This window comes from Pseudomonas sp. FP2335 (assembly GCF_030687535.1).
In the GTDB taxonomy this organism is placed as follows: Bacteria; Pseudomonadota; Gammaproteobacteria; order Pseudomonadales; family Pseudomonadaceae; genus Aquipseudomonas.
In genome coordinates, this window is sequence record NZ_CP117437.1 from 5,936,561 (window position 1) to 5,956,376 (window position 19,816).

Below are 19,816 nucleotides of genomic sequence, written 5' to 3' on the forward strand. Positions count from 1 at the left end.
TGACAACTCTGTATGCGGCAAAGCAGATCAACCGTGGGTGCGGGCTTGGTGGGAGCGGGCTTGCTCGCGAATGCGGTGGGTCAGTCGGCACATGCATCAACTGGTACACCGCATTCGCGAGCAAGCCCGCTCCCACACAAGCCCGCTCCCACAATGTTCAGGTGTCGCTCCTAAGGTTACGCACCCGGCACAAAATGCTTCTGCGCGGTGCCGCGGGCGATCAGGCGGGAGATGTAATCGAGCTTCTGCGCGTCCTGGTCGATAAACCGGAAGGTCAGTTGCAGCCAGTCGCTGTCGGGCTTGGGCTCGTGGGCGACGATGGCGTGCAGGTAGCCGTTGAGGCGTGCGACTTCGGCGTTGTCGCCTTGCTCAAGGTCGAGCACGGCGCTTTCCAATACCTGGGGCAGGACCTCACCGCGACGCACCACCAACAGCGCCTCCTTGATGCTCAGGCCCTTGATCACACATTGCTGGGTGCCACTGGACAGGCGCAACTGGCCCTGGCCGCGCCCAGCCGCCGGCGCGGCCGCCGCGGCAGGTGCCTGCACCGGCTGGCTGTTGAGCAGGCCTCGGTTCGGCGCAGGCGCGGGGGCGGCGGCCGGCGCCGTGCGAGCGGCTTCGGGTTTGCCGCCGGTCAGGGCGCTCAGGGAGTCGTTGCCGAAAGCCGAGTTCATCTTGGTCGGTGCGCTGGCAACCAGGGCGTCGAGGCGGCCGACCTTGTGCAGGGCCTGCTTGACCTTGTTCAGCAACTGCTCGTTGGTGAATGGCTTGCTGACATAGCCGGAAACCCCGGCCTGGATCGCCTGGACCACGTTTTCCTTGTCGCCACGGCTGGTCACCATCACGAACGGCATGGCTTTGAGATGAGGCTGTTCGCGGCACCAGGTCAACAGCTCAAGGCCGGACATCTCGGGCATTTCCCAGTCGCACAGCACCAGGTCGAACGTCTCGCGCATCAGGATGGTCTGGGCCTTCTTGCCGTTCACCGCATCTTCAAGCTTGATCCCAGGGAAGTAGTTGCGCAGGCACTTCTTCACCAGATCGCGGATAAACGAGGCGTCATCCACCACCAATACACTGACTTTACTCATCGACCCTTCATCCTATAAAAACTTCGGCACGCAAGACGCCTGACTGGTGGCATTTTGCCAAAACTCGTTAGTCACAGCAGGACTTTATTACGCCTGCCGCGCAAAAAATTCAGAAGCCACAAACGAAAACGCCCGGCCAATGGCCGGGCGTTAATTTCTCGGGCAACCTTACTTATCGTCAGATTCGCCGGGAACATTAGGGATTTGATCGGTCGAGCCTTCAACTTCGGCCTTCATGCGCTTGAGCCCCATGTGCCGTACGTCGGTGCCGCGCACCAAGTAGATCACCAGCTCCGAAATGTTGCGTGCGTGGTCGCCGATCCGCTCCAGCGAACGCAGTACCCAGATAATGCTCAAGACCCGCGAGATAGAGCGCGGGTCTTCCATCATGTAGGTCGCCAGTTCACGCAACGCGGTCTTGTATTCGCGGTCGATGATCTTGTCGTACTGGGCGACGGACAGCGCCAGCTCGGCGTCGAAACGGGCGAACGCGTCCAGTGCATCACGCACCATATTGCGTACTTGGTCGCCAATGTGGCGCACTTCCACATAACCACGCGGCGCTTCGCCCTCTTCGCACAGCTGGATGGCACGACGAGCGATCTTGGTGGCTTCGTCGCCGATGCGCTCCAGGTCGATCACCGACTTGGAGATGCTGATGATCAAACGCAGGTCGGACGCCGCCGGCTGGCGACGGGCCAGAATGCGCAGGCATTCTTCGTCGATATTGCGTTCCATCTGGTTGATCTGGTCGTCGATCTCACGCACTTGCTGGGCCAGGCCCGAGTCGGCCTCGATCAGCGCGGTCACGGCGTCGTTGACTTGCTTCTCCACCAGACCGCCCATCGCCAGGAGGTGGCTGCGCACTTCCTCAAGCTCGGCGTTGAACTGCGCGGAGATGTGGTGGGTAAGGCCTTCTTTGCTAATCATGTTGGCGTCCTTGGAGCGTCCGGTAAGGTGCGGAGAACCGCAGCGTCAGTGCAATCAGAACCACGGCTGACTAGCCGTAGCGACCGGTGATGTAGTCTTCGGTCTGCTTCTTCGCCGGATTGGTGAACAGGGTATCGGTATCGCCGAATTCCACCAACTTGCCCATGTACATGAATGCGGTGTAGTCGGAAACCCGCGCCGCCTGTTGCATGTTGTGGGTCACGATGACGATGGTGAACTTGGATTTGAGCTCGTAGATCAGCTCTTCGACTTTCAGCGTCGAGATCGGGTCGAGTGCCGAGCACGGTTCGTCGAGCAGCAGTACCTCCGGCTCCACGGCGATGGTCCGTGCGATCACCAGACGTTGCTGCTGGCCGCCGGACAGGCCGAGTGCCGAATCGTGCAGGCGGTCCTTCACTTCGTCCCACAGCGCCGCGCCTTTCAAGGCCCACTCAACCGCTTCGTCGAGGATGCGTTTTTTGTTGATGCCCTGGATGCGCAGGCCGTAGACCACGTTTTCGTAGATGGTCTTGGGGAACGGGTTGGGCTTCTGGAACACCATGCCCACGCGACGACGCAGCTCGGCCACATCCTCGCCCTTGCGATAGATGTTGCTGCCGTAGAGGTTGATGGCGCCGTCGACGCGGCAACCGTCCACCAGGTCGTTCATGCGGTTGAAGGTGCGCAGCAGCGTGGACTTGCCGCAGCCCGACGGGCCGATGAAGGCGGTCACGCGCTGCTTGGGGATGTTCATGCTGACGTCGAACAGCGCCTGCTTCTCACCGTAGTACAGGCTCAGGCCCGGTACTTCGATGGCCACGGTTTCCTGGGCCAGGCTCAGGCTCTGCTTGTCGCGACCCAGGGCAGACATGTTGATGCCGTGGGAATGGGTTTCGTGTTGCATGGGATGCTCCCTGTGCTACCAATTCGTTGTGTGGGAGCGGGCTTGCTCGCGAAGGCGTCCGGTCAGTCGACCTATGTGTTACTGAGACACCGCATTCGCGAGCAAGCCCGCTCCCACATTTAGTCCGCGTTCAATTCAGATCAGCTATCCAACGCTTTGTATTTTTCGCGCAGGTGGTTACGAATCCACACCGCCGACAAGTTCAGCGTGGCGATCACCAGCACCAGCAGCAAGGCGGTGGCGTACACCAGTGGCCGTGCCGCTTCGACGTTGGGGCTCTGGAAGCCGACGTCGTAGATATGGAAGCCCAGGTGCATGATCTTCTGGTCCAGGTGCAGGTACGGGTAGTTGCCATCCAGCGGCAGCGACGGCGCCAGTTTCACTACCCCTACCAGCATCAGCGGCGCCACTTCACCGGCGGCGCGGGCCACGGCGAGGATCATGCCGGTCATCATCGCCGGGCTGGCCATCGGCAGCACGATCTTCCACAGCGTTTCCGCCTTGGTCGCGCCGAGTGCCAGGGAACCTTCACGCACGGTGCGGGGAATCCGCGCCAGGCCTTCTTCGGTGGCCACGATCACCACCGGCACCGCCAGCAGTGCCAGGGTCAGCGAGGCCCACAACAGGCCCGGCGTACCAAAGGTCGGGGCCGGCAGGGCTTCGGCGAAGAACAGGCGGTCTACCGAACCACCCAGTACATACACGAAGAAGCCCAGGCCGAACACGCCGTAGACGATGGCCGGTACGCCCGCCAGGTTGTTCACGGCGATGCGGATGATGCGGGTCAGCGCGTTCTGCTTGGCGTATTCACGCAGGTAAACCGCCGCCAGTACGCCGAACGGCGTCACGATCATCGCCATGATCAGGGTCATCATCACGGTGCCGAAGATCGCCGGGAAGATCCCGCCTTCGGTGTTGGCTTCCCGCGGGTCATCGCTGAGGAATTCCCAGACCTTGCTGAAGTAGAAGCCGATCTTGGTAAAGGTGCCCATGGCGTTCGGCTGGTAGGCGTGCACCACTTTGCCGATGCCGATCTCGACTTCCTTGCCGTTGCCGTCACGGGCGGTCAGTGCGTCACGGTTGAACTGGGTGTGCAGATCGGCCAGGCGCGCTTCGATGTCTTGGTAGCGGGCATTCAGCTCGGCGCGGTCGGCAGCCATGTCGGCCTGGGCGGCAGCATCAAGCTTGCCTTCCAGTTCCAGCTTGCGACCGTGCAGGCGGATGCGTTCCAAACCGGCGTTGATCGCGCCGATGTCGGTTTTTTCCAGGCTCTTGAGCTGGGCAGCCAACTTGTTCACGCGGTCAACGCGGGCTTGCAACTCCGGCCACGCAGCCTCGCCTTCGGCGATGATCTTGCCATCTTGCTTGACGTTGACCAGGGTGCCGTAGAAGTTACCCCACTCACGGCGCTCGATGGCCATCAGCTCGACCGGCTTGGTCTGGTCCTTGAGCCACTCGCCGACGATCCAGGTGAAGTCGTTGCCGTTCAAGTCCCGGTTGCCGACCTTGATCAGCTCGCGGGTCATGAATTCCGGGCCTTGTTCCGGCACGGGCAGGCCAGCGCTTTTGAGGCGCTCGCGCGGCACTTCTTCTTTCTGCACCACTTCGCCGATGACGATGTGGTTTGCCTGGCCCGGTACGCTGTAGTTGGCCTGGATCAGGTCAGCCGGCCAGAAGTGGCCCAAACCACGCACCGCAATCACAGCCAGCAAACCAATGGTCATGATGACCGCGATGGACACCGCGCCACCGCTGATCCAGACGCCTGGGGCGCCGCTCTTGAACCATCCATTCAGGGAGTTCTGTTTCACAGACTTCTACCTTTCTTAAAGCGACGAGTATTTCTTGCGCAGACGCTGACGGATCAGCTCGGCGAGGGTGTTCATGATGAAGGTGAACAGCAGCAGCACCAGCGCCGAGAGGAACAGCACGCGGTAGTGACTGCCGCCCACTTCCGACTCGGGCATTTCCACCGCGACGTTCGCCGCCAGCGTGCGCAGGCCTTCGAACAGGTTCATCTCCATCACCGGGGTGTTCCCGGTGGCCATCAGCACGATCATGGTCTCGCCGACGGCGCGGCCCATGCCGATCATCAGGGCCGAGAAGATGCCCGGGCTGGCGGTCAGGATCACTACGCGGGTCATGGTCTGCCACGGCGTGGCACCCAGGGCCAGCGAGCCCAGGGTCAGGCCACGCGGTACGCTGAACACGGCGTCTTCGGCGATGGAATAGATGTTCGGGATAACCGCAAAACCCATGGCCAGGCCGACGACCAGGGCGTTGCGCTGGTCGTAGGTGATGCCCAGGTCGTGGGAGATCCACATGCGCATGTCGCCGCCGAAGAACCAGGTTTCCAGGTACGGGCTCATGTACAGCGAGAGCCAGCCCACAAACAGGATCACCGGGATCAGGATCGCGCTTTCCCAGCCATCGGGAACACGCAGGCGGATCGACTCAGGCAAGCGGCTGAAGATGAAGCCGGCCACCAGGATGCCAATCGGCAGCAGCATCAACAGGCTGAAAATCCCCGGCAAATGCCCTTCGACATACGGCGCCAGGAACAGGCCGGCGAAGAAGCCGAGGATCACCGTCGGCATCGCTTCCATCAGTTCGATCACCGGCTTGACCTTGCGGCGCAGGCTCGGGGCCATGAAGTAAGCGGTGTAGATCGCCGCGGCGACAGCCAGTGGCGCGGCCAGCAACATGGCGTAGAACGCCGCCTTCAGCGTACCGAAGGTCAGTGGCGCCAGGCTCATCTTGGGTTCGAAGTCGGTGTTGGCGGCGGTCGATTGCCAGACGTATTTAGGCTCGTCGTAGTTCTCGTACCAGACTTTGCTCCACAACGCGCTCCACGAAACTTCCGGGTGCGGGTTGTCCAGCGCCAGCGGTTGCAGCTTGCCACCGGCTTCCACGATCACGCGGTTGGCCCGTGGCGACAAGCCGAACACGCCCTGGGCGTCGACCACTTGATCCACCAGCAAGGTGCGATGAGCGGTGCTGTGAAACACACCGAACTTGCCGGAAGCATCCAGGGCGGTGAAGCCTTTGCGACGTTCTTCGGCGGTGATTTCAACAACCGGCGCAGTGCCCATCTGGAAGGTGCGGATCTGCTTCAGACGCTGCTCGCCATCCGGGTCGCGGGCCATGAACCACTGGGCCAGGCCGCCCTTGGAGTTACCGACGATCAGCGAGATACCGCCAACCAGCTGGGTGCTGGCGGTGATTTCGGCGGTGCCATCTTCCAACAATTTGTAGCGACCGTTGAGGCTCTTGTCGCGCAGGCTGAACACATCGGCCAGGGCGCGACCGTTGATTACGTACAGCCACTGTTGGCGCGGATCGATGAAGATCGCCTTCACCGGCTCGGTCATTTGCGGCAGCTCGATACGCTTCTGCTCGCTGGTGACTTCGCCGGTCATCATGTTTTCTTCGCGGCTCAGGGACAGCACGTTCAGGTGCGAACCGGCGGAACCGGCGACCACCAGGGACGAATCCGTAGCGTTGAGCGCAACGTGCTCCAGTGGGCGACCGGCGTCATCCAGGACGATCGGCGTTTCACCGTAGGGGTATTCAATCGCAGGCGTAATCGTCTTCTTGCCGTCCGGGTAGGACACCTTATAGGTGTGGCGGAATACCAGGGACTGGCCATTGGATAAACCAAGGATCACCAGTGGGCTGCCCGGTTGGTCTTCACCAATGGAAGCAACGCTTGTACCGGCTGGCAGCGGCAGGTCGACACGCTTGAGTTCGGCGCCGTTTTCGACATTGAAGAACAGTGCCTGGCCCTTGTCGGAAACCCGCATGGCGACCTGGTTCTGCTCTTCGAGGGAGATCATCAACGGTTTGCCGGCGTCCTGCATCCAGGCGGGCGTCAAGGCGTCTTCCTTGGTCAGCGAGGCGCCCTGGAACAACGGCGCGACCACGTAGGCGAGGAAGAAGAAGATCAGGGTGATAGCGCCGAGGACGGCGAGGCCGCCGATCAACACGTACCAACGGGTCAGGCGATCTTTGAGCGCGCGAATGCGGCGCTTGCGTTGCAGCTCAGGCGTATTGAAATCAATGCGCTTGGGAGGAGAAGTCGTCGTCATGGTGGAATTGGCCAGATCATTCATGCGCACACCCTAGCGATCCTGTATGACAGAAAGATGACAATGCAGTGACGCAAGAAATCCGCCGCGTAGCAGAGCTGGCAGCGGACTGAAAATTAGGAGGTGTAGACCGGTTTGCTTGTGTGGGAGCGGGCTTGCTCGCGAAGGCGGCGTGTCATTCAACACAGTGGCGACTGATACACCGCCTTCGCGAGCAAGCCCGCTCCCACAGGGCCCGCTGCTACACCAGGTATTGCAGGCTTACTTGGCGCCTTCTTTCAAACCCAGGTCAGCCAGGGCCTTGGCGGCAACTTTGGCTGGCAGTGGGATGTAGCCGTCTTTCACGACAACTTCCTGGCCCTGTTTGGACAGCACCAGTTTCACGAACTCAGCTTCCAGCGGAGCCAGAGGCTTGTTCGGGGCTTTGTTGACGTAAACGTAGAGGAAACGCGACAGCGGGTATTTGCCGTTCAGGGCGTTTTCTTCGCTGTCTTCGATGAAGTCAGTGCTGCCTTTTTTAGCCAGGGCAACGGTCTTCACGCTTGCAGTCTTGTAGCCGATGCCCGAGTAACCGATGCCGTTCAGCGAGGAGCTGATCGACTGCACGACCGAAGCCGAGCCTGGTTGTTCGTTCACGTTTGGCTTGTAGTCGCCTTTGCACAGGGCTTCTTCTTTGAAGTAGCCGTAAGTGCCGGATACCGAGTTACGACCGAACAGTTGCACTGGCTTGTTGGCCAGGTCGCCAGTCACACCCAGGTCGCCCCAGGTTTTTACGTCAGCTTTGCCGCCGCACAGACGAGTCGAGGAGAAGATCGCGTCGACTTGTTCCATGGTCAGGTGCTGAATCGGGTTGTCCTTGTGTACGAATACAGCCAGGGCGTCCACGGCAACCGGGATAGCGGTTGGCTTGTAGCCGTACTTCTGCTCGAAGGCAGCCAGTTCGGTGTCCTTCATCTTGCGGCTCATCGGGCCCAGGTTGGAGGTGCCTTCAGTCAACGCAGGTGGCGCGGTGGCGGAGCCAGCGGCCTGAATCTGGATGTTTACGTTCGGGTATTCTTTTTTGTAGGACTCAGCCCACAGGGTCATCAGGTTGGCCAGGGTGTCAGAACCAACGCTGGACAAGTTGCCCGACACACCGGTGGTCTTGGTGTAGCTCGGGATAGCTGGGTCAACAGCGGCGAATGCGTTAGCAGTCGCAACGCCAGCAGCGACAAATGTCATAGCCGCCATCAAACGCTTCAGTTTCATGCCTTACTCCTAGCAGATAGGGATAGTTGGATCGGGGCCAAGTATCGGTAGGCCGTGTGAACACTCTATGTCTGGAATATGACAATTAGATGAAAGGCCAGTATTGGCTTTAAACGCAGCTAAACGGGGAAAGGCCGAGAATACAGGGGGTTTGGCAACAACGGGGGTGGCTCAGAAATACTCTGTAATGTGATCGTTCCTACATTGCATAGGAACGATCACTCTCAAGCGCTTAGCGGGAACGCTTCCACAGATACCCACCCACCAACATCCCCATCACACACAGCACGGCGACATAGTAGGCAGGGCCCATCGGGCTTTCCTTCATCAGCAACGACACCGCCAGCGGCGTCAGGCCGCCAAAGATGGCGTAGGCGACGTTGTAGGAAAACGACAAGCCGCTGAAGCGCACCACGGGTGGGAAGGCTTTCACCATCACGTAAGGCACCACGCCGATGGTGCCGACGAACAAACCGGTCAGGGCGTACAGCGGGAACAGCCAGTCCGGATGCTGGAAGAGGCTGTGGTACAGGGTCCACGAGCTGCCGAGCAGCAACAGGCAACCGGCGACCAGCACACGGCCAGCGCCGAAACGGTCGGCCAGGGCACCGGAGAGGATGCAGCCCAGGCTCAAGGTGACGATGGCCAGGCTGTTGGCTTGCAGGGCGACGGTCGGCGCGAAGTGGTAGACGGTCTGCAGCACGGTCGGGGTCATCAGGATGACCACGACGATACCGGCCGACAGCAGCCAGGTCAGCAGCATCGACAGCACGATGGCACCACGATGGTCACGCAAAACCGCACGCAGCGGCAGTTCGGCGGCCAGGGTCTTGCGTTGCTGCATCTCGGCGAAGATCGGCGTTTCATGCAGCCAGCGACGCAGGTACACCGACAACAGGCCGAACACACCGCCAAGCAGGAACGGGATGCGCCAGGCGAAATCCGAAACCTCTACCGGGGTGTACAGGGTGTTGATGGCCGTCGCCACCAGCGAACCCAGCAGAATGCCGGCGGTGAGGCCGCTGGTCAGGGTGCCGCAGGCATAACCGACGTGGCGCGGCGGTACATGTTCGGAGACAAACACCCAGGCGCCCGGTACTTCGCCGCCAATCGCCGCGCCCTGGATCACGCGCATTAGCAGCAACAGGATCGGTGCCCACAGGCCGATCTGCGCGTAGGTCGGCAGCAGGCCCATGATCAGGGTCGGCACGGCCATCATGAAGATACTCAGGGTGAACATCTTCTTGCGACCCAGCAGGTCGCCGAAGTGCGCCATGATGATGCCGCCCAGCGGGCGTGCCAGGTAGCCGGCGGCAAAGATGCCGAAGGTCTGCATCATGCGCAGCCATTCAGGCATATCGACGGGGAAAAAGAGTTTTCCGACCACGGTGGCGAAAAACACGAAAATAATGAAATCATAAAATTCCAGCGCCCCGCCCAAGGCAGACAGCGACAGGGTTTTATAGTCGTTGCGGGTCAGCGGGCGCGAAGGTTGCGCACTGCTTGCGGGCACGGAGGACATGGCAAGGCTTCTCTTATTAGTCAGAACGGCAGATCCGAGGTGCTGGCTGAGCCAGGACGGTTGGGCACGATAGCAAATCGCTTGCAAAAGCACACCAGAAGCACAGTTGTCGGAAAAAGCCGCAATACAGCGGCGAATTGCCAACCAAATCAGCCATAGACGGTCGTCGCGGCGCGAGGCTCCCGATATACTCGGCCCTTGCACGCGCCAGACCCGCAGTCTTGAGAGGCATCCTCGGCATGATCGAACTCGAACAAGAAGACCCCATCCCGCAAGGCGATCTCGCCCTGCAAATCACCGCGCTTCCCCGTGAAACCAACGGCTTTGGCGATATTTTCGGCGGCTGGCTGGTCGCGCAGATGGACCTCGCCGGCACCGCCATGGCCAGCAAGGTCGCAGGTGGCCGTGTCGCCACCGTGGCCATCGACCGCATGGCGTTCCTGGTGCCGGTCGCCGTGGGCGCACAACTGTCCTTTTATACCCAGGCCCTGGAAATCGGTCGCAGCTCGATCCAGATGATGGTCGAAGTGTGGAGCGACGACCCGCTGTCCAGCGAATGGCGCAAGGTCACCGAGGCGGTGTTCGTGTTCGTCGCCATCGACGGCAGTGGCCGCACGCGCTCGGTTCCATCGCGCGCCCGTTAAACCTCGCGGGGTTTTGACGGTCAATTGCCCCATTGCCTGCCATTTGAGAGCGCTGTTATGCCTACGCCCCACGTTGAAACCGTGAAACTGGATGAGCTGGACTGCTGGCGCATCCGCCACAACGGCGCTGAATTGATGGTGGCCCAACAGGGCGCGCATATCTTCAGTTACAAGCGTGATGGCGAGCAGCCGCTGATCTGGCCGAACCCGCAAGCGGTGTTCAAGCAAGGCAAAGGCATCCGCACCGGCGTGCCGGTGTGCTGGCCGTGGTTTGGTGTGTTTGAGCGCAACCCACAGAGCGTCAAGGCGATGCGCCAGAGCGAGCAGCCGGCCGGTGCCCATGGTTTTGCGCGCACTGCGTTGTGGGAATTGGCCACGACCGAGCTTGAAGGCGACGCCCTGCGTATCGACCTGGTCTTGCCTGTGCCGGCGGGCGGCTTCCCCGGCTGGCCCCACCAGGTCGAGCTGATCTTGAGCCTGCTGCTGGACGAACAACTGCATATCCGCCTGACCAGCCACAACCGTGGTACCGACACCGTGACCCTGAGCCAGGCGCTGCACACCTATTTCGCCGTGAGCGATGTGCGTAACGTGCACGTCGAAGGGTTGGACGCAACGGCCTATATCGACACCGCCGACGGCTGGACGACCAAACGACAGAGCGGGCTGCTGCACTTCAACGCCGAGACCGATCGCATCTATCTGGATACCCCGGCGCAGTTGAACATTGTCGACCAGGATTGGCAGCGCCGCATCCAGCTCACCAGCCAGGGCTCGAAATCCACCGTGATCTGGAACCCGTGGACCGAACGCGCCAAGGCGTTTGATGACATGGCCGATGACGGCTGGACGGGCATGTTGTGCATCGAGACGGCGAATGTGCTGGATGATGTTGTTGAGTTGGCACCCGGCCGGAGCCACACCCTGGGCGTGAGCATCACAGGTCTCGGCCTGTAAGCGCTGATCAAAATGTGGGAGCCCGCTCCCACATTAGATCTTCGCCAGGCGTTAGAGATCCGACTCCTTTACCACCCTCACCTTGCCAGCATCCAGCGCATACGCTGCATCCGCCAGGTCATTGTTGACCTTCTCCACCTTCAACGTGCCCGTGACCCACAGCGGCGTGTAGATGTCATCCAGCTTCAGCCCCTTGGGATAACGCACCAGCACCAGTTGGTTCGGCGGCGGTGGCGGCACGTGGATGCAGGCGCCCGGGTACGGCACCAGGAAGAACAGCGTGCTGCGGCCCTTGGCGTCGGTTTCCAGCGGCACCGGGTAGCCGCCGATGCGGATATTCTTGCCGTTCATGGCGGCCACGGTCTTGGTCGAATACATCACCGCCGGCAAGCCTTTGCTCTGCTTCAAGCCACCTTTGTCGGTAAAGGTGCCCTGGGCTTCGGGGGAGTTGTGGTCGATCTCGGGCATCGCTTCGAGGGCTTTCTGGTCCGACAGCGGCATCAGGTCGAGCCAATCGGTTTCCGGCAGTTCACCGGCGTGGGCCAGGCCGGAGCCGAGCAAGAGGAGAGTCAACAAAAGACGGCGCATGGAGAGGCTCGACAAGTACAGGTGGCGAGCATTCTAGCCCTCTGCGCCTGCGCAGCGCAGAGGGCTTTGTCGCTTAGATCATTTCTTTTTGATCAGACCGTAGATCACCAGCAGGATGATCGCGCCGACCAGCGCACCAATGAAGCCCGCGCCCTGGCCTGCCTGGTAGATACCCAGCGCCTGGCCACCATAGGTCGCGGCAAGGGAGCCGGCGATACCCAGCAGGATGGTCATGATCCAGCCCATGCTGTCGTCGCCTGGCTTGAGGAAACGCGCGAGCAGACCGACGATCAAGCCGATAAAGATGGTTCCGATGATACCCATGGCATTTCCCTCTGAATGTAGGTGAGCTATGCCAAAGCCTAGACAGGCTTTGGCATCCTGCAATCAGAGAGACGACGGTCACCAATGGTTCCCGTCGGACTTGGCTTATTGCTCGGCGATCAGCGCTTCAACCTTGAGGATCTGCGCTTCCAGCGTCGCGCGGTCCTTGCAGCGCAGGTTGGCATGGCCGACCTTGCGCCCGGCCTTGAAGGCCTTGCCGTAGTGATGCAAGTGGCAGTCGTCGATGGCGATGACTTTTTCAACCGGCGGTACCACGCCGATGAAGTTGAGCATTGCGCTCTCGCCAACCTTGGCCGTGGAGCCCAACGGCAAGCCCGCCACCGCCCGCAGGTGGTTTTCGAACTGGCTGCACTCGGCGCCTTCGGTGGTCCAGTGCCCGGAGTTGTGCACCCGCGGCGCGATTTCGTTGGCCTTGAGGCCACCGTCGACTTCAAAGAACTCGAACGCCATCACCCCAACGTAATCCAGCTGCTTGAGCACGCGGCTGGAATAGTCTTCGGCCAGGGCCTGCAACGGGTGATCAGTGCTGGCCACGGACAGCTTGAGGATGCCGCTGTCGTGGGTGTTGTGCACCAACGGGTAGAAGCGGGTTTCGCCATCACGGGCACGCACGGCGATCAGCGAGACTTCGCCGGTGAACGGCACGAAGCCTTCCAGCAGGCAGGCGACGCTGCCCAGTTCGGCGAAGGTGTCGACCACATCAGCGGCGGTGCGCAGGACTTTCTGGCCCTTGCCGTCGTAACCCAGGGTGCGGGTTTTCAGCACGGCCGGCAGGCCGATGCTGGCGACGGCGGCGTCCAGGTCCGCCTGGGACTGGATGTCGGCGAAGGCCGGGGTCGGAATGCCCAGGTCCTTGAACATGCTTTTCTCGAACCAGCGGTCGCGAGCGATGCGCAAGGCTTCGGCGCTCGGGTACACCGGCACGAACTGCGACAGGAAGGCCACGGTCTCGGCCGGGACGCTTTCGAACTCGAAGGTCACCAGGTCGACTTCGTCGGCCAGTTGACGCAGGTGGTCCGGGTCGCTGTAGTCAGCGCGCAGGTGTTCACCCAGGGCCGCCGCACAAGCGTCCGGCGCCGGGTCCAGGAAAGCGAAGTTCATCCCCAGCGGGGTTCCCGCCAGGGCCAGCATGCGACCCAGTTGGCCGCCACCGATTACACCGATTTTCATCGTCAACAACCTCAGGCGATGCGTGGGTCTGGATTGTCCAGCACGCTGTCTGTCTGCTCAGCACGGAATTTTTTCAGCACCGCGTGGAACTGCGGGTGCTTGGCGCCCAGGATGCTGGCGGACAGCAACGCGGCGTTGATCGCGCCGGCCTTGCCGATCGCCAGGGTCGCCACCGGGATGCCGGCCGGCATCTGCACGATGGACAACAGCGAATCCACGCCCGAGAGCATCGCCGACTGCACCGGCACGCCAAGGACCGGCAGGTGGGTCTTGGCCGCACACATGCCTGGCAGGTGCGCTGCACCGCCGGCACCGGCGATGATCACCTCGATGCCACGGGATTCTGCTTCATCGGCATACTGGAACAGCAAATCCGGGGTGCGGTGGGCAGAGACCACTTTCACCTCATACGGAATGCCGAGTTTTTCCAGCATATCGGCGGTGTGGCTAAGGGTGGACCAATCGGACTTGGAGCCCATGATCACGCCAACCAATGCACTCATCGTCGTGCCTCTTCTCTCTGGGCGCCCGCAGGCGCGTCAAAAAACAACAAGCCACGCGGGAAATCCGGCGTGGCTTGGTGTGCGAATTAAGGCCGGTTGGACCGGCCGAAGGCCGCGCAGTATACCGTAATAATCCAGATAAACAGCCCCTTGGATGACCATCTGTCTAGCGGGGCAAAGCGGCGGTTTTATTGACTTTCAGGTCAGCGAAAACAACACACATTCCCCATGGGAACTGGGTCAATGTGGGAGCTGGCTTGCCTGCGATAGCAATGGTGAATTCACTACAGCTATCGCAGGCAAGCCAGCTCCCACATTGATCTTCAGCGCACTCAAGCGCCCTGCGCCGCCCCACCTTCCAACTTGCGCCACAACAACCGCACGTTGGCCTTGCGCACCAACGCGCAGCGATACAGGCGAATCTCCAACGGCACATGCCATTGCGGGCCGCCGCACACCACCAATTCACCACGCGCCAATTCCGCCCGCACGCTCAACTGCGGCACCCAGGCGATACCCAAGCCTTCCAGGGCCATGCTTTTAAGACTGTCGGCCATGGCGGTTTCATACACGGTGGTAAAGCGCAGCGCACGTTGGCGCAATAGCAAGTGAACGGATCGGCCAAGAAACGCACCGGCGCTGTAGGCCAGGAGCGGCACGCTGCCCTCACCTTCCAGGTCGAACAACGGCTTGCCATCGGCATCGGCCGCGCACACCGGGAGCATTTCGGTGTTGCCCAGGTGCAGCGAGGGGAAAATTTCGGCGTCCATTTGCATCGCCGCGTCCGGGTCGTAGAACGCCAGCATCAGGTCGCAGCCACCCTCGCGCAGGGCGTGCACGGCATCGCCGACGTTGGTAGCCACCAACCGCGTGGCGATGTTCAGGCCTTCGTTGCGCAATTGCGCGATCCAGCGCGGGAAGAACCCCAGCGCCAGGGAGTGGGCCGCCGCCACTTGCATGACTTCGCCCTGCCCGCCCTCAAGATGGTGCAAGTGGCGCAGCACTTCACCGAGCTGTTCGACCACGGTGCGCGCAGTCACCAGGAACAACTGCCCCGCCGCCGTCAGCTCCACCGGCGTGCGCGAGCGATTGACCAGAGTCAGGCCCAGCGCCGCCTCCAGGCTGCGGATGCGACGACTGAACGCCGGCTGGGTGACAAAGCGCCGCTCCGCCGCCTGGGAAAAGCTGCGAGTGGCCGCCAGGGCGCTGAAGTCTTCCAGCCATTTGCTCTCAAGGTTCATCACTTACTCCCACGGGTACGCACCATTTTGGTACACACGCCCGCCATGATAGCCGGGTCACACCTGCATTATGCCGTTTATGCATAGCCCAGTGCTGAACAGCATTGGCCCAAAAACACACACAAGCCTAGCATTCACAGCGTTCCGGCCAGTTCCGGGTCCATATCGAGATGATTTCCGTCATGTCCTCCGCTGCATCTTTCCGTACCGAAAAAGACCTGCTTGGCGTACTTGAAGTACCGGCTCAAGCGTATTACGGCATCCAGACCCTGCGAGCGGTGAACAACTTCCGCCTCTCGGGCGTTCCGATTTCGCATTACCCGAAATTGGTGGTCGGTCTGGCAATGGTCAAGCAAGCGGCGGCAGACGCCAACCGCGAGCTGGGTCAGCTCAGTGAAGCCAAGCACGCTGCCATCAGCGAAGCCTGTGCCCGTCTGATCCGCGGCGATTTCCACGAAGAGTTCGTGGTGGACATGATTCAAGGCGGCGCTGGCACTTCAACCAACATGAATGCCAACGAAGTCATCGCCAACATCGCGCTGGAGGCCATGGGCCACCAGAAGGGCGAATATCAATACCTGCACCCCAACAACGACGTGAACATGGCGCAGTCGACCAACGACGCCTACCCGACCGCGATCCGCCTGGGTCTGCTGCTGGGCCATGACGCGCTGCTGGCCAGCCTCGACAGTCTGATCCAGGCGTTCGCAGCCAAGGGCGTCGAATTCAGCCACGTGCTGAAAATGGGCCGCACCCAATTGCAAGACGCCGTGCCGATGACCCTCGGCCAGGAATTCCGCGCCTTCGCCACCACCCTCGGTGAAGACCTGGCCCGCCTGAAAACCCTGGCGCCAGAGCTGTTGACCGAAGTGAACCTGGGCGGCACCGCCATCGGTACCGGCATCAACGCCGACCCGCGCTACCAGGCCCTGGCCGTACAACGCCTGGCCGTGATCAGCGGCCAGCCGGTGGTACCGGCCGCCGACCTGATCGAAGCCACCTCCGACATGGGCGCTTTCGTGCTGTTCTCCGGCATGCTCAAGCGTACCGCGGTGAAACTGTCGAAGATCTGCAACGACCTGCGCCTGCTGTCCAGCGGCCCACGCACCGGGATCAACGAGATCAACCTGCCAGCGCGCCAGCCAGGCAGCTCGATCATGCCCGGCAAGGTCAACCCGGTAATTCCGGAAGCCGTCAACCAGGTGGCGTTCCAAGTGATCGGCAACGACCTGGCGCTGACCATGGCAGCCGAAGGCGGCCAACTGCAGCTGAACGTGATGGAGCCGCTGATCGCCTTCAAGATCTTCGACTCGATCCGCCTGCTGCAACGCGCCATGGACATGCTGCGCGAGCACTGCATCACCGGCATCACTGCCAACGAAGCCCGCTGCCGCGAACTGGTGGAGCACTCCATCGGCCTGGTTACCGCGCTGAACCCGTACATCGGCTATGAAAACGCCACCCGCATCGCCCGTATCGCTCTCGAAAGCGGCCGTGGCGTGCTGGAACTGGTGCGCGAAGAAGGCTTGCTCGACGACGCCATGCTCGACGACATCCTGCGCCCCGAAAACATGATTGCCCCACGCTTGGTCCCGCTGAAGGCCTAAGCGTTTGTTGCACCGCTCACCAGGTTGAGGGACTAGACACCTCTCACCTTTTGAGGGCCTGAAGGCTCGTTCTTCAGGCCCTTTTTTTTGCCTCAAGGTTGTGAAATGACGCCCATAAAAACTCCAATATCGCCCTGTAAGCCCACCGCCCCTGCAACAGCTTGGCTGAAACCTTTAATCAGCCCAGGCAGACGGATCACGTTCGCCTAGGTATAGTGCCGCCCCTCTCGCGTCTGCGGCCGTCGGTAACGAGGCCCTGAACACAGCGCGAAACCGCATGAATAACAACCCGCAAAAGGATTGGGGTCGAACTGTCGCGCACTGCCTGGTGCCAAGCGACGGCGTCGAACCGTCCTGCGTTTGCCATTAGAAAAATCAGCGAGGAACACTCCATGCTCGAAGTCATCAACGACTTCCTCTCAGGGAAAGTACTGATCGTGCTCATTGTCGGGCTCGGCGGTTATTTCACGATCCGCTCGCGTTTCGTACAACTGCGTCACTTTTTCCACATGTTCTCGGTGTTTAAAGACAGCCTGAAGAACAGCTCCGACCAACTCAGCTCGTTCCAGGCGCTGATGCTCAGCCTGGCCGGCCGCGTGGGTGCCGGCAACATTGCCGGTGTCGGCATTGCGGTGACCCTGGGTGGCCCGGGGGCGGTGTTCTGGATGTGGGTCACCGCATTGGTGGGCATGTCTTCGAGCTTTATCGAATGTTCCCTCGGCCAGTTGTACAAGCGCACCGACGCAGAAGGCACCTACCGTGGCGGCCCGGCGTATTACATCCAGCACGGCCTGCAGAAGCGCTGGTTGGGCATGGTCATGGCGTTCCTGCTGCTGGTGACCTTCGGCTTTGCCTTCAACGGCCTGCAAGCCCACGCCGTGACCCACTCGCTGAACAACGCCTTCGGCCTCGACACCACCTACACCGGCCTGGCCCTGGCGGCCTTGTTGGGCCTGGTGTTCATCGGCGGGATCAAGCGCATCGCCTCGATCGCCGACCTGCTGGTGCCGGTCAAGACCCTGGTCTACATCGCCGTGACCCTGTACGTGATCGTGCTGCAGTTCGACCACGTACCGGCCATGCTGATGACCATCGTCAAGAGCGCCTTCGGTCTGGACCAAGCCTTCGGTGGCCTGGTCGGCAGCGCGATCATCATGGGTGTGAAGCGCGGCGTGTTCGCCAACGAAGCCGGTCTGGGCAGTGCGCCGAACGTGGCAGCCGTGGCCTCTGTAGAGCACCCGATTGCCCAGGGCGTGGTCCAGGCATTCAGTGTGTTCCTCGATACCTTCGTGATCTGCACCTGCACCGCCTTGCTGATCCTGCTCTCCGGTTTCTACACCCCGGGCTTTGAAGGCGACGGCATTGCCCTGACCCAGAACTCCCTGGCTGCCGTGGTCGGTGACTGGGGCCGCATGTTCATCTCCGTGGCCCTGGCGTTGTTCGTGTTCACCTCGATCATGTACAACTACTATCTGGGCGAGAGCAACCTGCGCTTTTTGGTGGGCAACAACCGCAAGGTACTGATGGGCTATCGCGCTCTGGTGCTGGTGCTGATCTTCTGGGGCTCCATCGAGAACCTGAGCACCGTGTTCGCGTTTGCCGACATCACCATGACCATGCTCGCCTTCGTCAACCTGTTCGCGCTGGCGTTCCTGTTCAAGATCGCCATGCGTATCCTGAACGACTACGACAACCAGCGCGCGGCAGGCATCAAGACCCCGGTGTTCGACTCCAGCCAGTTCCCTGACCTGGACCTGGACCGCAGCGCCTGGCCGGCCAACCCGGTAAAACCCGAGGCCGCTCCATCGGCTGAACTGAACGCCCAAGCCCAGCGCTGAGCGTAGAGAGATGACACGCCGTACGACCTTGGGCATGCTCGGGGCCGTGCGGCGTTTTTCGTTCAGGAGATTTTTCGATGCAACCAGCTAACAACGTCATGGTGCTCTATACCGGCGGCACCATCGGCATGCAGGCCAGTGCCAACGGCCTGGCCCCCGCTTCCGGCTTCGAAGCGCGCATGCGCGAACAGCTCGCCAACCAGCCTGTGCCCGCCTGGCGCTTCGAGGAAATGGCCCCGCTGATCGACAGCGCCAATATGACCCCCGCCTACTGGCAGCGCCTGCGCACCGCGGTGATCGATGCCGTGGACCAGGGCTGCGACGGCGTGCTGATCCTGCATGGCACCGACACCCTGGCCTACAGCGCAGCGGCCATGGCTTTCCAACTGCTGGGCCTGCCGGTGCCGGTGGTGTTCACCGGTTCCATGTTGCCCGCCGGCGTACCCGACAGTGATGCCTGGGAAAACGTCAGCGGCGCGCTGCAAGCGCTGGGCGCGGGCGTGGTGCCGGGCGTGCACCTGCACTTTCACGGCGCGATGATGGCGCCGACCCGCTGTGCGAAAATCCGCAGCTTCGGCCGCAACCCTTTCGCGGCGTTGAACCGTCAAGGCGGCGTGGCGCATGCCGAGTCCATTCCCCAAGCCCTTGGCTATCGCCAGCCCAAAGCCCTGGCCAACGTCGGCGTGCTGCCGTTGGTACCGGGTATCGGTGCAGCCCAGTTGGACGCGATCATTGCCAGCGGCATCCAGGCGCTGATCCTGGAATGCTTCGGCAGCGGCACCGGCCCCAGTGACAACCCAGCGTTTCTGGCCAGCCTCCAGCGCGCGCAAGAACAGGCCATTGTGGTGGTCGCCATCACCCAATGCCATGAAGGCGGCGTGGAGCTGGATGTGTACGAGGCCGGTAGCCGCCTGCGCGGCGTCGGCGTGCTGTCGGGCGGTGGCATGACCCGCGAAGCCGCATTCGGCAAGCTCAACGCGCTGCTCGGCGCCGGGATCGACATCCCGCAAATCCGCCGCCTGGTGGAACTGGACCTGTGCGGCGAGCTGCGCTGAGCCACAGTCTAAGTAAGCACCACCGTTCCTGGCTGCACGCTTCCTAGCATGGCAACACCCCGGCTTTCTTCTGGGGTCGTTGCCA

General features: G+C 61.5%; 17 protein-coding genes. 5 read left to right on the forward strand and 12 right to left on the reverse strand.

The window, feature by feature from the left end; genetic code table 11:
- Positions 1-176: 176 nt before the first annotated feature.
- From PSH81_RS26880 to PSH81_RS26910, 7 genes are all read right to left on the reverse strand, one after another.
- Positions 177-1,091 carry a response regulator gene (locus tag PSH81_RS26880; protein WP_226454704.1) on the reverse strand — a complete coding sequence of 305 codons (915 nt, stop codon included), beginning with the start codon at positions 1,089-1,091 and terminating at the stop codon, positions 177-179.
- Positions 1,092-1,259: 168 nt separating this feature from the next.
- Complete coding sequence (gene phoU / locus PSH81_RS26885; RefSeq protein ID WP_192298051.1) at positions 1,260-2,021, reverse strand: phosphate signaling complex protein PhoU; 762 nt, start codon at positions 2,019-2,021, stop codon at positions 1,260-1,262.
- Between the two features lie 70 nt (positions 2,022-2,091).
- On the reverse strand, positions 2,092-2,925 hold the full coding sequence (gene pstB / locus PSH81_RS26890) for a phosphate ABC transporter ATP-binding protein PstB (RefSeq protein WP_192298052.1): 834 nt from the start codon (positions 2,923-2,925) through the stop codon (positions 2,092-2,094).
- A 140-nt stretch (positions 2,926-3,065) separates the two neighbouring features.
- Positions 3,066-4,736 (reverse strand): phosphate ABC transporter permease PstA, encoded by a 1,671-nt coding sequence (gene pstA / locus PSH81_RS26895; protein WP_192298053.1) that lies wholly within the window; start codon positions 4,734-4,736, stop codon positions 3,066-3,068.
- A 15-nt stretch (positions 4,737-4,751) separates the two neighbouring features.
- Positions 4,752-6,785, reverse strand: a complete 2,034-nt coding sequence (locus PSH81_RS26900; RefSeq protein WP_192298247.1) for an ABC transporter permease subunit — start codon at positions 6,783-6,785, stop codon at positions 4,752-4,754.
- Between the two features lie 489 nt (positions 6,786-7,274).
- Positions 7,275-8,261 carry a phosphate ABC transporter substrate-binding protein PstS gene (locus PSH81_RS26905; RefSeq protein ID WP_192298054.1) on the reverse strand — a complete coding sequence of 329 codons (987 nt, stop codon included), beginning with the start codon at positions 8,259-8,261 and terminating at the stop codon, positions 7,275-7,277.
- A 232-nt stretch (positions 8,262-8,493) separates the two neighbouring features.
- Complete coding sequence (locus PSH81_RS26910; protein ID WP_192298055.1) at positions 8,494-9,783, reverse strand: MFS transporter; 1,290 nt, start codon at positions 9,781-9,783, stop codon at positions 8,494-8,496.
- 239 nt (positions 9,784-10,022) lie between these two features.
- Here PSH81_RS26910 and PSH81_RS26915 point away from each other — a divergent pair, with 239 nt between their 5' ends.
- Both PSH81_RS26915 and PSH81_RS26920 read left to right on the forward strand, forming a co-directional pair.
- Positions 10,023-10,427 (forward strand): acyl-CoA thioesterase, encoded by a 405-nt coding sequence (locus tag PSH81_RS26915; RefSeq protein WP_003176975.1) that lies wholly within the window; start codon positions 10,023-10,025, stop codon positions 10,425-10,427.
- A gap of 57 nt (positions 10,428-10,484) precedes the next feature.
- Positions 10,485-11,384 carry a D-hexose-6-phosphate mutarotase gene (locus tag PSH81_RS26920; protein ID WP_226454706.1) on the forward strand — a complete coding sequence of 300 codons (900 nt, stop codon included), beginning with the start codon at positions 10,485-10,487 and terminating at the stop codon, positions 11,382-11,384.
- A 51-nt stretch (positions 11,385-11,435) separates the two neighbouring features.
- Here PSH81_RS26920 and PSH81_RS26925 read toward each other — a convergent pair whose 3' ends face one another.
- From PSH81_RS26925 to PSH81_RS26945, 5 genes are all read right to left on the reverse strand, one after another.
- On the reverse strand, positions 11,436-11,972 hold the full coding sequence (locus PSH81_RS26925) for a DUF3299 domain-containing protein (protein WP_050784921.1): 537 nt from the start codon (positions 11,970-11,972) through the stop codon (positions 11,436-11,438).
- Between the two features lie 78 nt (positions 11,973-12,050).
- Positions 12,051-12,296: a GlsB/YeaQ/YmgE family stress response membrane protein gene (locus tag PSH81_RS26930; protein ID WP_016978642.1), complete on the reverse strand. Its 246-nt coding sequence runs from the start codon at positions 12,294-12,296 to the stop codon at positions 12,051-12,053.
- Positions 12,297-12,401: 105 nt separating this feature from the next.
- Positions 12,402-13,487 (reverse strand): 5-(carboxyamino)imidazole ribonucleotide synthase, encoded by a 1,086-nt coding sequence (locus PSH81_RS26935; protein ID WP_192298057.1) that lies wholly within the window; start codon positions 13,485-13,487, stop codon positions 12,402-12,404.
- Between the two features lie 11 nt (positions 13,488-13,498).
- On the reverse strand, positions 13,499-13,990 hold the full coding sequence (gene purE, locus PSH81_RS26940; RefSeq protein ID WP_003176980.1) for a 5-(carboxyamino)imidazole ribonucleotide mutase: 492 nt from the start codon (positions 13,988-13,990) through the stop codon (positions 13,499-13,501).
- 332 nt (positions 13,991-14,322) lie between these two features.
- A complete protein-coding gene (locus tag PSH81_RS26945; protein WP_192298058.1) occupies positions 14,323-15,231 on the reverse strand; it encodes a LysR substrate-binding domain-containing protein in 909 nt (302 codons plus the stop codon).
- Between the two features lie 182 nt (positions 15,232-15,413).
- Between PSH81_RS26945 and aspA the strand changes: the two genes are divergently transcribed.
- The 3 genes from aspA (at position 15,414) to PSH81_RS26960 (ending at position 19,731) form a co-directional block, all read left to right on the forward strand.
- Complete coding sequence (gene aspA / locus PSH81_RS26950; protein WP_192298059.1) at positions 15,414-16,838, forward strand: aspartate ammonia-lyase; 1,425 nt, start codon at positions 15,414-15,416, stop codon at positions 16,836-16,838.
- 392 nt (positions 16,839-17,230) lie between these two features.
- Positions 17,231-18,676, forward strand: coding sequence for a sodium:alanine symporter family protein (locus PSH81_RS26955; protein WP_192298060.1), 1,446 nt, complete (start codon positions 17,231-17,233; stop codon positions 18,674-18,676).
- Positions 18,677-18,753: 77 nt separating this feature from the next.
- Entirely contained in the window at positions 18,754-19,731 is a 978-nt protein-coding gene (locus PSH81_RS26960; RefSeq protein ID WP_305391759.1) for an asparaginase, read from the forward strand.
- The last annotated feature ends 85 nt before the right edge of the window (positions 19,732-19,816 follow it).